Genomic DNA, 13,826 nt, shown 5'->3' with positions numbered 1-13,826 from the left:
ATGATGAAACCAACCTACTCCGTTCTTGCTGACCCACAAGGGATGACGCAAACCGTATTCCGATGTCTGGCATGGGGATTAGTCCTGGGCCTCTTCATCGTCACCGATACACCGCTGGCATTCCGTCCGCACACGTTGGTATCGGCGAACATTGATCGTTTTGCAGCTCTGTTCATTATCGGGGTCGCCTTTTCGTTCGCCTATCCGAAGCGCGTGCTGCCGATACTGCTCGTCCTGCTAGCTATGGTCGTCGGCTTCGAACTCATCCAAAGACTGCTCCCCGACAGACACGGATACGTGAGGGACATGCTCGTCAAAGGCGCCGGCTGCTGTGCAGGCGTTTTCATCGCAACTGCCTTGAGACGCTCGTTCTCTGTATTCTCCAAGCGTACAGGCAGCCCGTTGATCTAGCGGGAATGATCATCTCGCGCGAAGCTCGACGAAAAAATGCCGTCGCCGCTATTCGGCGGATGGAACGCCGGTCGGCCCGGAATATGAGACGGCCAGCGTAGCAAGGACGGTTCTGTTGCTGATCTCGAGCTTGCGGAAGATGTGGTGCAGATGGACCTTGATGGTACCGTCGGCCACCTTCAGACGGCGGCCAATCTCCTTGTTCGACAGGCCCTCCGACACCAAACGCATGATCTGACGCTCGCGGTCCGTCAGCACCGCAAGATATTTCTCCGGGATCGTCGTTTGCGCATAAGGGATGGCTTCTTCGTACGAGGGCGGAGGTAACGTCTTCTGGCCGTCGGCGACTTGCCGCAACGTCTGCAAGAGAGTTTCAGGCTCCTCCTCGCTCAGAAGAACACCGCAAGCTCCCGCTGCTGCGAGCATGGTGAGATCGCGATCCTCAACCGAGGCGGCAAGAAACACGAGCCGTACACCGAGCGCCCCGGAATTTGCGACCTCAAGCATGGCCTGCCCAAAAATGTCGGGCATCGACATGTCCAGAATGGCGATGTCCGGCGCAAGGCTCTGCATTGCCTTGAAGCAGCTCGCAATGTCATTGCAGCGAGCAACAACTTTGAAATCACGCTCTGCTTCGAGCAGGCAGTTCAGACCCAATAAAACGACAGGATATCTACTGGCAATTACAACACGACTGAAATGCATTTCCGATCAACCCTCAGTCCCCCTCCAGTTCAGATCGGCGCCCATGTCATTAATAAGTTACTCTAATATGAGACATGCTAGTAAGGTTTTGTTGTCGCTTGGTCCCGTGAATTTACTGCCTGGAGCGCGAGAACGAACGTGGTTTCACAACGTATAATCGCGGCGGCACCCTGACGCACCCCAAGCGAGCGCCCGTCGACCAGGACCGGGAGATCGCCCTCGTCAGGTTGGCGGCCCCAAATGCCTATAACCAACGGTATATAGGGATATTGGGGATTAGCATCTAACATTCTTAAATATTTTGAGAGTGGGTTAAGCGCTTTTCGTCCTGGGTTTGTTCCATCGACCAAATCTGAGGAAGCTTGTTTTTACGTCGTTCTTTTTAGCTGGGCGGGCCACCGAAAATGAACCGGGTTCAACCGTTCAACCGCTTGTATCATTGTAGCGTCCGGGAGAGTTTCCATGAGACGGCGATATCCTTTTGCCATTGCGCTGGTTGGTGAAAATAGTCTTCGCAAAGAAGGCCTTGCAAGAATTCTAAATTCGGAGAATTTTGTCCTAGCCTCAATTGACGATGCCGACGATTGGCCGAGCGACGAGGCGCTTCAGAACGTCCCCGCCAGTCAGGCATTGTTCCTCATTGTTCATAGCGGCGATGATTTTCGCTCGACAGTCGAGCAGATCGAATCGTTCAAGCGCCGCTGCACGGATGCACGTGTGGCAGTTGTCGCGGATCACTTTCACCTGAGTGATCTGGTTGCCGCATTCCGAGCCGGTGCCACCGGATATTTCATCGACGTGATGAACTGCGACGCGTTCATCAAATCCATCGAACTCGTCATGATGGGTGGGACGGTATTCCCGCCGGCATTCTTGACGTCCGCCCTCGATACCGAGAAACGCGAGGTGGACGATGCTCCCGTAGCCAACGATGACGATCGCGCCGTCGCAACGGCAGATGACACGCTGGCTCAGCAACTTTCGCCGCGGGAAGTTTCAATTGTGCAGTGCCTAATTGAAGGCGATTCCAACAAGTGCATTGCGCGCAAGATCAAGATTGCCGAAGCCACGGTGAAGGTTCACATCAAGGCGATCCTTCGTAAGATCCGGGTTCAAAACAGAACGCAGGCAGCAATCTGGGGATTGAACCATCGATCTGCGGCTTGGTCGAGAAGCAGCGGTTCGGCGCATCAGGTCGTCGACGTAACCGAGCGGCTGCTCCCGCCTGGCCGAGAAATTTCCAAGATCGCGAGAGCGGGCCGGCCGACGCCACTTGGCGCGATCGACCATGCGGAGAACTACTTTGAAGCCTCCCTCGCCAACGGCCATACCCGCAAGGACATGAGCTCAAAAGCCGACGGGGCGATCCGACTGCGAAAATAGCCGAGACTCGTCCGGTCTGGCGCATCGGCATCACCGCGCGGGATGATTTCCCGCGCGGCGAGCATTGACCATGCAGACGCAAAACGGAAGCGGAAATGATCTTGTTGACCGGCGGTGCCGGCTATATCGGGTCCCATATCGCTGTCGCGCTACTCGACGCCGGGCTCGATGTCGTCGCGGTCGACAATCTTTCCAACAGCAACAGCGCCTCGCTCGAACGGATACGAGCCATCTGCGGACGATCGGTCATTTTCCGGCATGCCGATATCCGCAATGAAGAGGCGATCTACCAGATCCTGCGCGCCCACGACGTGACCGCGGTCATTCATCTCGCAGGCCTCAAGGCGGTGGGCGAGTCCAGCGCTCAACCGATGACCTATTACGACAACAACGTCGTGGGAACGATGCGGCTCGTGTCCGCCATGACGCGAGCAGCCGTCAAGACGCTGGTCTTTAGTTCATCCGCAACCGTTTACGGGACACCCGCGTACCTGCCGCTGGACGAGAAGCATCCTGTCGCACCGATCAATCCGTACGGCCGCACAAAATACTTCATCGAAGAAATCCTGAAGGATCTTCATGGGTCCGACAAGGATTGGCGGATTGCCATCTTGCGCTACTTCAATCCGGTTGGCGCCCACGAAAGCGGACTCATCGGAGAAGATCCTCTAGATGTGCCGAACAATCTGCTGCCGATTGTCGCACAAGTGGCGATCGGACGGCGTCCGAAGGTGCATGTTTGGGGAAACGACTATGATACTCCGGACGGCACCGGGATCCGTGACTACATTCACGTTGTCGACCTTGCATCCGGACATCTGAGCGCCCTGAGCCAACTGAGGCAGCCCGGCCTTCTGACTGTCAATCTCGGAACAGGAAGCGGCAGCAGCGTCATGGACGTGATCCAGACATTCAAGGAAGTGAGTGGCCGGCCAGTTCCGTATGTGATCGACCAACGCAGGGTCGGCGACGTCGCGATCTGCTATGCCGATCCAGCTCTCGCGAAGAACCTGTTGGGCTGGACATCAAAGCGAACCCTGACACAGATGTGTGCCGACCATTGGCATTTCCAGATGAAGAACCCGAATGGCTATCGCGGCGCCTAGTCGGCGAGAGCCGTCTGCGTCTTGCGCGGTCATGACGATGACCTTGCGGCTGCCAGGACCACACCATCTCGCCGGCTGATCCGGCGGGACCCAAACCGCTGTTCTCTGCTCACGCAGGCAAACGAAATCGAGGTGCCTTTGGCGCCATATGGTTCGATGAGGATTTCATCAGCGATTTCAAGTAGCGCCGCTGCCTGATTTAGCTAAGTCACCACCCAACAATGCTCGCAATCGGCAAGATGGCAGGATGACGCACCGAGTATTGGCTAATCCTCAATTGCTGCCTTCACTTGCTGTACAGCAAGGCGTCTTCGGGAGCGGCGCGCTATGGTTGTGCGAGCCGACTTACGTTGCTCAAGGTGGGACGGAATGCTTCTGGACAACGAGACGCCTGCCGCCACCATGTGTTCCGAGAGCTTCCGCGCTCGCGACCGTGGGGAGCCGGAAGCCCGACTCACGATAGGCCAGGTCATCGGTCGAACTGCCAGTCGGTTTCCGAACCAGCCGGCGATCGTCTCGAGCGCTTTCGAGCCTCTGACATACAGCGGTCTTGAACGCCAGTTGAACGCGTTCCGCCGGCGGATGCGCTTGGCCGGTTTCGATTGCAATGCCCGGATCGGGGTCTTGATGCCGAACGGCCCGGAGGCGGTTCTCGCCATCGTGGCGGTCGCCTGCTGTACCGTCGCGGTGCCCCTCGACCCACGCCTCTCCCAGCCTGAGATCGAGCAGCGACTCGACATGCTGAACCTGAGCGCCCTCGTCGTGCTGCAGGGCAGTGCCCCTGAAGCTCGCCAGGCCGCAGCCCGCAGAACGCTTGCCATTATAGAAGCCGCGCCGGTCGGACAGGGGCAGCTTGGGCTCGAGATCGACGTGCAGGTTTCCGGCTCCCCTGCCATCGACGCCGAGCCGGATCCGCGCTCTCCCGCCTTCATCCTGCAGACGTCGGGCACGACCGCGCAGCCGAAGCTCATTCCGTTCAGTCATGACAATATGCTGGCGGCGGCCGAACGCCTTCGGGCCTGGTTCGGCCTCACGTCCCGGGACCGATGCCTGAGCGTGTCGCCCCCGTACTATTCTCATGGGCTGAAAGTGACGGTCTTCACGCCGTTGCTGACGGGAGGCAGCATTGCCATCCCGGCGAACAATGCGATCGTCGCACTCGATGAGTGGTTCGATGTCCTGCGGCCGACCTGGTACTCGGCAGGCCCGACGCTTCACGCCACGGTGCTGGACAAGGCGCAGAGCCTCAAGAATGCACGGGCTGCGCACACTCTGCGGTTCGCCATGTCAGGCGGCGCCCCGCTGCCGAGGACCGTGCAGGAAGGCCTGCAACACGCTCTGGGCGTGCCGGTGCTGGAGCATTACGGCTCCAGCGAGGCGGCGCAGATCGCCGCCAACCAGCTGCCGCCCGGTCCGAACAGGCCGGGCACCTGCGGGAGACCCTGGCCCGATACGGTGGCGATCGTTGGTGAGGATGGACATCCCCTGGCGGCCGGCGAGCACGGAGAGATCTGGATTCGTGGACCGACCGTGACGTCGGGCTATCTCGATGCGCCGGAACTCAATCAAGCCGCTTTCACGAAGGGTTGGTTTCACACCGGCGATATCGGCAGCCTCGACGAAGACGGCTTCCTTTCGCTGCACGGCCGCCTGAGCGAGCTGATCAATCGCGGCGGCGAGAAAATTTCTCCCGCCGAGATCGAAGCCGCGCTATTGCGACATTCGGCCATCGCGGAAGCCGCGGCCTTCGCGATCTCACATCCGCGCCTGGGCGAGGACGTCGCAGTCGCCATCGTCCCTCATCGCGGCGCGCAGCCGACCGCTGCCGAGCTTCGCTCGTTCCTGCAACGCGAGTTGGCCTCGTTCAAGATTCCGAGACGCATTCTGACGCTCGACCATCTGCCAAAGGGGGTGACGGGAAAGGTTCAGCGGCGACGTCTGCGCGAGCTGGCCGACCGGCCACGGGGTCATCTGGCGCCGATGCCGGCGCCCGTCGCGAACGGGCCGTTGAATCTGGAAGCCGAGTTGCTGACGCTCTGGCGCAGGCTGCTCAAGAACCAGGCCGTGACCGTTGACAGCGATTTTTTTGCCAGCGGCGGAGACTCCCTTCTCGCGATGGAGATGCTGCTCGAGGTCGAGCGGCTCGTCGGCTATCCCGTGCCGGAAACCATCATGTTCGGGGCGGAAACCATCCGGCAATTTGCCGCAAGGGTTTCCGCACCAATGGACACGTGGGCGACGGCGTTCTTCCAGCCCCATGCGTGCGGCACGCGGTCTCCGCTGTACTTTTTTAACGGCGACCTTGTCAGCGGCCACGCGAGTGTGCGGCGGCTAGTAGAACTTCTGGGGCCGGATTATCCGATCATCTCGATCAACCCCCACGGTCTTCATGGGGAGCCGATTCCGGTTTCGATCGAGGCAATGGCCGCCGACCGCCTGCCGTTCATCCTGGCAAGGCAAGCGAGCGGTCCCTTTCTTCTGGGTGGCAAGTGCAATGGCGCCATGGTGGCGTTCGAAGTGGCCCGCCAGCTGATGGCAGCCGGCCACACGGTTGATTTGGTCACGATGGTGGACCCGCCGACTGTCAGTGCCCGTCCGATGCCACGGGCGATCCTGGGGCTGCTGAAGCCGCTGGTTTCCCCTTATCTTTTGCGTTGGACCTTCGAGCAAATGGTGAGACTGGAGCGATACGTGAAGCTCCCCGCGAACGGACAGACTGCGAGCGCCAAGGTCGAGATTCCCGCGGCGTTGTGGGACGCTCATTCAATCGCAATGGCGCAGTATTGTCCGGCACCGCTCGAGGTCCCTGTGGCCTTTTACGCGGCCGACCACGATGGCCGAGCATGGCGGCATCTCAGCTCTCAACTGGAATTGATACAGGTGCCTGGCGGACATCCAGGTTGCCTGTTGATCGGTGCGGAACTGCTCGTGGATCACCTGCGGCGGAGATTTGAAAAACTCGCCTCGGGATCGAGCGCCACGTGACAAACCGGACGTCAGCCATGGCAGGCCCTGGTGAGCGGGTGGGGGATCAAGGCCGTCGGACGCCGAAGGCTGGAGCGCGCTGCACCAACCCTGAGCCCGGTCGATCACAGCTTCACCTCGGCACAGTTGCTCGGCCGGCACAAGAGGCTAGCGTGGGTACTCAGGAAGGGTCCGCACCTCGATCAAATTCCGGATATAGTTCGCATTATCGGCCTCCGCCGAGGCAACGGTCGGAGACGCCCAATCACGACGTGTCCGTCAGAGGGATGCCTGTGTGTGACCAGCCACCCGTCATCGGATCTTGCATCGGATCTTGCGCGAGCGTTGCAGCTTGGTCCTTCGGTCTTTCCGTCGCGGCGCGCGTTCGGTCCTCTGGCGTTGGAACGGGAAAGCATGCCTGAGACGGTTACCGATGTCAGCCTGGATGCCCTGGAGAGCATTGCGTGGCTTGAGACCTCATGGAAGGAGCTCGAAGCGCGAGTGACTCACTCGTTCTTCCTGTCCTGGCTCTGGATCGGCACCTGGCTCCGGCACATCCCGAAGGGCGCGCAACCACACGTCCTCGTGGCCCGGTCATCAGGCAAGATCGTTGGCCTGGCGATTATTTGCCGGCGGAGAACGTGGAGTCTCGGGCCGCATGCACGGACGCGCTGGCTGCTCAATGAAACGGGAGATACCCGTTTCGACCGATTGTTCATCGAGTACAACGGCATTCTTGCAGAGCAATCCGATGCCATCATGTCGGCGGGTCTCAATGCGTTGACGTCCCGCCTGCGCCGCTCGGATCAGTTGGTGCTCTCCGGAATTGATCCGGACCTTGAGGCGACTGCCAGTCGCGCCGCAGGCCGGGCCGGGCTCGTGACCGAGGTGAAACAGGCTGATGCGGCACTGTGGGTCGATTTTACCCCAGTCCGCCAGCGCGAGGGCGATTATCGCGCCACATTGGGCCGCAGCACGCGCCAGGCCGTGAGCCGTGCCATGCGGCTGTATGCCGAACGCGGCCCCGTTGAACTCCGCATCATGGAAACGACGACGGAGGCCCTCGCCGCATTCGATTTGCTGAGCGACTTTCATCGGTCGCGATGGGGACGCAGGGGAGCCTTCGCCAATCCCGGCTTCCGTCCGTTTCACGAGGATCTCATTGCCCGCGGCGTTCCCACGGGGGCCGTTCGCATCTCACGGACGATGGTGGGGAACGAGACAATTGGGGTGGTGTACAATTTCGTGCACGACGGCCGTGTCCTGAACTACCAGAGCGGCTTTCTCTATGAGAGCGACAGCCGGCTCAAGCCCGGGCTCGTCAGCCATGTGCTGGCTATTGAGGACAGCATTGCACGCGGGGAAAGCGGCTACGACTTCCTGGCTGGTGGCGGCGGGCACAAGTCCCATCTGGCCAATCGGGAGCAAGCCATGACGTGGATCGCTGTAGGCAAAGACAGTCCGGAGCGCCACATCGAGGCCAAGCTGCGCAGCGCCAAGCGGATGCTGCGAACCATTGCGACAAATCTTCCGAAAAAGACCGCGGCTCTGTATTCCGTATTCGGGACTAGTTCCTAGTCGATCGGTTTGGGCTTTTTGGCGAGAACCAACGTCTGGGTTGGCGATGTGGCCATTGTCGGTGCTGCGCCTTTTTGGCTGCCGGCCGGGGCAGGCGCTTACGCCTGGACTGCATCCATTGACCGTTTAGCGGCCCAATTCCCCTAGGAATATTCCCCGCTACCGCTTTGGCGGAAGGACGCCGCGCTTTGCCGCCGGGTCACTCAACTCAAGCAGTCCGATCCGGGGCGCCGGATGGGAACTGGCAAAAAATGGGTAATTACGATGGTCCATTGAGCCACGGCGGTGCGCGACTAAAATTTCGATCAGCAGTCCGCTCGAATGCCCATCGCAAGACCCGTTCGCAATCTACCGGCGGCAATCCGGATCGAGGCCAATAGAAAGCAAGTTGTGATGGCTTTTCGCATAGGTGCCTGTGAACAGAGCGCGTGGGAAAATAGTCGTTCCTTTGACGGGCAAGGCTATCGCAAACTTGAACGCGGGGCTCGCGGAGCCGGCCCCGCCCCCTTGAGCTTTTCGGACAAAGCCGTTGAGCTGAGACGAGGGATCATCACGCCGGTTCTCGAGAATGATGGTTGGGAGGTCCTGGCATTCATGCTCCATGTGGAGCAGGACGTCATCCGGGAGCTAAGTGTTTGCCTCAACGAAGAGGAACATCGGCGCGCCGGGGGATTGAGATTGGAGCGAGACCGCCGCCGCTTCATCGTCAGCCGCGGGCAGCTGCGCCACGTCCTCGCGTCCAGACTGGGAATTTCGCCTGCGGAGATCGAGCTGGAATATGGACGGCTGGGCAAACCCCACCTCTCCCGCCACATGCCCGCCCGCGACTTGCGCTTCAGCGTCTCACGATCCGGCGAAGTCGCGGTCATCGCCCTCTCGATCAGGCAGGAGGTCGGGGTCGACATCGAGGCAGTTCTCCCTGTGCCCGAAGCGGACGAGATCGCAGCGCTCTGCCTTTCCACCTCCGAGTACGAATCCTACGCCGCCCTCGATCCGGAAGACCGGCTGGAGGGCTTCCTGCAGCGCTGGACCCGGCTGGAGGCTGTCTCCAAGGCGCTGGGGTGCGGCCTGGGACAGCCCATTTGCTGGGATGAGAAGGATTGGGCTGTCCGAAGCTTCGGACCGCAACCTGGATATGTCGGGAGCGTGGTCGTCCGGAAATGAACTGTCATCCGGGATCGAAGATACCGCGATGGCGCACGGAACAGGAAATGTCAGCTTCATCCATGAAAAGCCCGATGTCAGCGCCGGTGATGCAGTTTTCTGAGCTGCTCGCAGACCTCGCGGTCAAGGACATCAAGGTCTGGGTCGAGGGCGACCGGCTGCGCTGCAACGCCCCGGCCGGCGCGCTGACGGCGGAGCTTCGCGATCAGTTGCAGGGTCGGAAGGGCGAGATCATCGCGTTTCTGAACATGGCCACGGCCGCCGCCACGCAACCGCCTGCAATCGTTCCGTTGCAGTCTAGCGGCACACGCACGCCCATTTATGCCGTACCCGGTCATGTCGGGGCACCGTCCTCATTCCTGGACCTCGCGAAGAACCTCGGCGGCGATCAACCGTTCTACGCGCTTCAACCGCCTGGCTTCGACGGGCAGAGCGAGCCGATGGACCGCGTCGAAGATATCGCCGAGTACTTCGCCCGCCAGATCGTCGAATATCAGCCGACCGGTCCGTACATCATCGCCGGCTATTGCTCCGGCGCTTCAACGGCTTTCGAACTGGCGCAAATCCTGCGACAACGCAAATCGGAGGTCTCATGCGTTGCGCTGTTTGGCCCGCTTCACCCCACCACCTATGGGGAATGGCCGCGCCGGCTGTATTTCCTTGCCCGGGGCAAGGCGGAATCGTTCCTGCATGAGACAGCGAAGCTGCCGACATTCAGCGCCCGTCTTCGATATTTCGGCAGTCGCCTCCGCGAGCACTTGCGCGCCTTCGTCCCCCTCGTTGGCAAGAGCAAGGAGCCTGTCGCGACAGATCCGGTGTTGGCGAGCAGGGCTCTACTCAAATCCACGGCGATCGCGGCCTTTCAGCGGTACGCTCCCACTGCGTATTCGGGTCGGGTTTGCATATTCCTTCCCAACAAGGCCTGGCTGCGATCGGGCGCCGCGCCCCACCGATGGCTACCAGTAGTGCCGCATGCCGAATTTTACTTCGGGCCCGATGACTGCAACGAAGCCACGATGCTGATGGAACCTGACGCACCTGCCATCGCAGACCTCTATCGCCAGGCAACCCAAAAGCAGAACGATTGACGTGATTTGATTTTTTCGTTTTCCCGACGGGAGCGTATTTCATGAACGAAGTCCTACCTATCGCGCCGGACGGCGTCGCGCTTCCCCTGCTGAAGGATTCCGATCATCAGGCGCTGGTTGTCGATTACAACGCCACGGCAGCACGCTATCCGTCGGACAGGACGATCATCGATCTCTTCCGCGACCAGGCGACGCGCAATCCTGACGCCGAAGCGATCCGCTTTGGCAATGCAACGCTGACCTACCGGCAGCTCGACGAACGCTCCAACCAGATGGCCGCGCATTTGGGCTCGACCGGCGTGGGCCCGGGTCGGATCGCCGTTGTTTTCATGGAGCACTCCATTGAAGTCGTCGTTGCGATCCTGGGCGTCCTGAAGTCCGGCGCAGCCTATGTGCCGGTCGATGCGGCAACGCCGAAGGGGCGTATCGCAACAATCCTGCAGGACATTTCCAACGGGACCGACGGGCGGGCGCCCGTGGCGATCACTCAGTCTCGCCTGCGTTCCGGCATTCCCCCGAACCTTGCCGACATTTTCGTGCTCGACGCCGATTTCGATTCGATCATGAATCAGCCGGCCTCGCCCCGGCCGTCCGCTGCCACGCCGGACGGCGCCGCCTATATCATCTTCACCTCCGGCTCGACCGGCACGCCCAAGGGCGTCGAGATCGAGCACCGGAGCCTGGTGAACTACATCTGGTGGGCCGCCCAGGTGTACAGTTCCGGCGAAAGTCTGGCATGGCCCCTTTTCTCATCCCTCGCATTTGACCTGACCGTCACAACGCTCTTTACGCCACTCATCACCGGCGGCCGCATCGTGGTCTATCTCGGCGATCCCGGAGTGCAGAGCATGGTCGCGCTCAAGGTGATCGACGACAATGCGGTGGATATCATCAAGCTGACGCCGGCGCATCTCGCGATGATCCGCGACCGCAATCTTGAGACCACAAGACTGCGCAAGTTCATCGTGGGCGGTGAGGACTTCAAGGCCGCGCTGGCTCGCGACATCACCAACGCTATTCCCCATCCTATCGAAATCTACAACGAGTATGGACCAACCGAAGCCACGGTGGGCTGCATGATTCACCGTTTCGACACCGACCGGGATCAATCCGCATCGGTGCCGATCGGCGTTCCGGCCGCGAATGCGGGAATCTACGTCCTCAGCAAGGAATATCAGCCCACCGGGCCCGGGATCATCGGTGAGATGTTCATTGCCGGCGACGGTCTCGCGAGAGGTTATTTCAATCGCCCTGATCTGACCGACGAACGTTTCCGCACGGTCGCCGATCCCCGAGATGGGCGCTCGAAGCTGCGGCTCTACAAGACGGGCGATCTCGCCCGCTGGAACTCGGAAGGACGCCTGGAATTTCTCGGCCGCGCCGATCATCAGGTGAAAGTCGGTGGCACCCGTATCGAGCTGGGCGAGATCGAAGCACGGCTGCTCAAGCACCCGGACGTTCAGGAATGCGCCGTCGTCGCCATCGCCACCCCGATGACGAAAGCGGCGACACAAAAAACGAACGGCCATCTCGAACCGTCGACGACCGAAGACGGCATCGCACGGCTTGTGGCCTACTATGTCTCGTCGAAACCTCCGACCGTGGCGGACCTGCGCGCGCACCTCGCCGAAGAACTCCTGGAGTCGATGATTCCGACGCACTACGTTCGCCTCGAGCGGATGCCGCTCACGTCCAATGGCAAGGTCGACCGCTCATCGCTTCCCGAGCCGACTGCGGAAAACATCCAGCCGGCGCAAGTCTTCGCCGCCCCCTCGACAGAGACCGAGAAGACCCTGGCCGCCCTATGGTGCCAACTCCTGAAACTCGAGTCGATCGGACGCCACGACAACTTCTTCGACCTCGGCGGGGAGTCGCTCCTGGTGGTGCGTGCGGTGTCGCGTATGCGAAAGATCTTCGGCGTCGACGTGCAGCTTCGCAACCTCTTTGAGCGCCCGACACTGGCCGAGCTGGCGGAAGTCATCGACGGCATGCGCTGGGTGGCCGGTTCCAATACCCCTTCCCTCTCGGAGGGACCGAGAGAGGAGGTCGAACTCTAGCCGGAAGGTCTCCGCCCGGTCCTGGGCGTCAGGACAGGAGCCTTTGAGTCAGCTCGTAGCAGATCGGATGAAGACGATGGACAAAGCTTGGATGTCGGCGCGAGAGCCGGAGCTGCCTTGGATGGCGGCGGAGTATGAGCTCTTACGGGACCAGGTCCGCCGGTTCGTCAAGGAGGAAATCAAGCCCCACGCGGATCAGTGGGAAGAGAACGGGTTCATTCCGCGTTCGATCCTGCGCCGCATGGGCGAACTCGGTTTCTTCGGCATCCGCTATCCGGCTGAGTATGGCGGCGCCGAAATGGACTCCGTCGCGTCAACGGTCTTCGCCGAGGAGCTCGGGCGCTCGACCTATGGCGGCGTCGCCGACGCGATGCTCGTCCATGCCGACATGGCTTCCTTGTATGTCTTTCACGACGGGACCAAAGCCCAGCGGGCCCGCTGGATGCCGGGCATTGTCAGCGGCGAGGTGATCACCGCGGTCGCCATCACGGAGCCGGATGCGGGCTCGGACGTGAAGGCCATCCGCACGCGCGCGGTTCGAGACGGCGACTCCTACGTGCTCGACGGCACGAAGCTCTACATCACGAACGGCGTCCACGCAGATCTCTACTGCGTCGCGGCCAAGACGGATCCCGCGGCAGGAACCAACGGGATCACGATGTTCCTCGTCGAGAAGGGGACGCCAGGTTTCAGCGTCGCGCGCGAACTGGACAAGCTCGGCTGGCGCTCCTCCGACACGGCGGAACTTGTCTTCGACGGTTGCCGTATCTCCGCAGAGAACGTGCTCGGCGCGGAGGGACAAGGCTTCTATTCAATCATGCGCAACTTGCAGAACGAGCGCCTCGTCCTCGCCGCCATGTCGATAGGGATGGCCGAGGCGGCGATCGATATGACCGTCACCTACGTGAAGACCCGCCGCGCATTCGGGGGCGTCCTTTGGGACATGCAGGCGATCCGTCAACGTCTCGCGATGCTCTCCGCGAAAGTGGAGGCAAGCCGTCAGTTTCTCTATGCCACCGCCTGGCGCATGGCGGCCGACGACGATTGCCTGCGCGAGACCTCGATGCTGAAGGCCATCTGCGGCGAACTCGTCAACGAGGTCGCGTATGATTGCGTGCAGTTCCACGGCGCCATGGGCGTCATGCGCGAGAGCGCGATCGAGCGCGTAGCGCGTGACGCCCGCGTCCTCTCCATCGCCGGCGGCGCGACGGAAGTGATGCTTGAGGTGGTCGCGTCGATGTCATGATCCTGATGCGGCGCTGACGACGTCGCTCTGGCGTTGGTTGCAGGAACGCTGAGTGCCGGCTCTTCGGGCGGCGGGCCGGGCTTGAATAGTCTCGGCATCCGGGCCGGTCGCGGCGACCGACGCA

The 13,826-nt window shown here is 61.1% G+C and carries 10 protein-coding genes; 9 read left to right on the top strand and 1 reads right to left on the bottom strand.

Annotated elements, in window-relative coordinates:
- Complete coding sequence (locus AC1VNY_RS20635) at nucleotides 1–411, top strand: VanZ family protein (RefSeq protein WP_482406569.1); 411 nt, start codon at nucleotides 1–3, stop codon at nucleotides 409–411.
- Between the two features lie 48 nt (nucleotides 412–459).
- Here AC1VNY_RS20635 and AC1VNY_RS20630 read toward each other — a convergent pair whose 3' ends face one another.
- A complete protein-coding gene (locus AC1VNY_RS20630; RefSeq protein WP_482406568.1) occupies nucleotides 460–1,116 on the bottom strand; it encodes a LuxR C-terminal-related transcriptional regulator in 657 nt (218 codons plus the stop codon).
- A 462-nt stretch (nucleotides 1,117–1,578) separates the two neighbouring features.
- Between AC1VNY_RS20630 and AC1VNY_RS20625 the strand changes: the two genes are divergently transcribed.
- The 8 genes from AC1VNY_RS20625 to AC1VNY_RS20590 all read left to right on the top strand — a co-directional run bounded on the left by AC1VNY_RS20625 (nucleotide 1,579) and on the right by AC1VNY_RS20590 (nucleotide 13,702).
- Nucleotides 1,579–2,499, top strand: coding sequence for a LuxR C-terminal-related transcriptional regulator (locus AC1VNY_RS20625; RefSeq protein WP_482406567.1), 921 nt, complete (start codon nucleotides 1,579–1,581; stop codon nucleotides 2,497–2,499).
- Between the two features lie 95 nt (nucleotides 2,500–2,594).
- Nucleotides 2,595–3,605, top strand: a complete 1,011-nt coding sequence (gene galE / locus AC1VNY_RS20620) for a UDP-glucose 4-epimerase GalE (RefSeq protein ID WP_482406566.1) — start codon at nucleotides 2,595–2,597, stop codon at nucleotides 3,603–3,605.
- 369 nt (nucleotides 3,606–3,974) lie between these two features.
- Entirely contained in the window at nucleotides 3,975–6,590 is a 2,616-nt protein-coding gene (locus tag AC1VNY_RS20615; RefSeq protein WP_482406565.1) for an AMP-binding protein, read from the top strand.
- Nucleotides 6,591–6,983: 393 nt separating this feature from the next.
- Nucleotides 6,984–8,147 (top strand): GNAT family N-acetyltransferase, encoded by a 1,164-nt coding sequence (locus AC1VNY_RS20610; protein ID WP_482406564.1) that lies wholly within the window; start codon nucleotides 6,984–6,986, stop codon nucleotides 8,145–8,147.
- A 321-nt stretch (nucleotides 8,148–8,468) separates the two neighbouring features.
- A complete protein-coding gene (locus AC1VNY_RS20605) occupies nucleotides 8,469–9,311 on the top strand; it encodes a 4'-phosphopantetheinyl transferase family protein (RefSeq protein ID WP_482406563.1) in 843 nt (280 codons plus the stop codon).
- A 47-nt stretch (nucleotides 9,312–9,358) separates the two neighbouring features.
- Entirely contained in the window at nucleotides 9,359–10,399 is a 1,041-nt protein-coding gene (locus AC1VNY_RS20600; protein ID WP_482406562.1) for a thioesterase domain-containing protein, read from the top strand.
- A gap of 41 nt (nucleotides 10,400–10,440) precedes the next feature.
- On the top strand, nucleotides 10,441–12,456 hold the full coding sequence (locus AC1VNY_RS20595; RefSeq protein WP_482406561.1) for a non-ribosomal peptide synthetase: 2,016 nt from the start codon (nucleotides 10,441–10,443) through the stop codon (nucleotides 12,454–12,456).
- A 67-nt stretch (nucleotides 12,457–12,523) separates the two neighbouring features.
- Complete coding sequence (locus AC1VNY_RS20590; protein WP_482406560.1) at nucleotides 12,524–13,702, top strand: acyl-CoA dehydrogenase family protein; 1,179 nt, start codon at nucleotides 12,524–12,526, stop codon at nucleotides 13,700–13,702.
- Nucleotides 13,703–13,826 lie beyond the last annotated feature (124 nt).

The organism is Bradyrhizobium ferriligni (genome assembly GCF_056837965.1).
The sequence above is the reverse complement of the archived record's forward strand: the minus strand, read 5'-3'. Positions and strand labels throughout refer to the sequence as shown.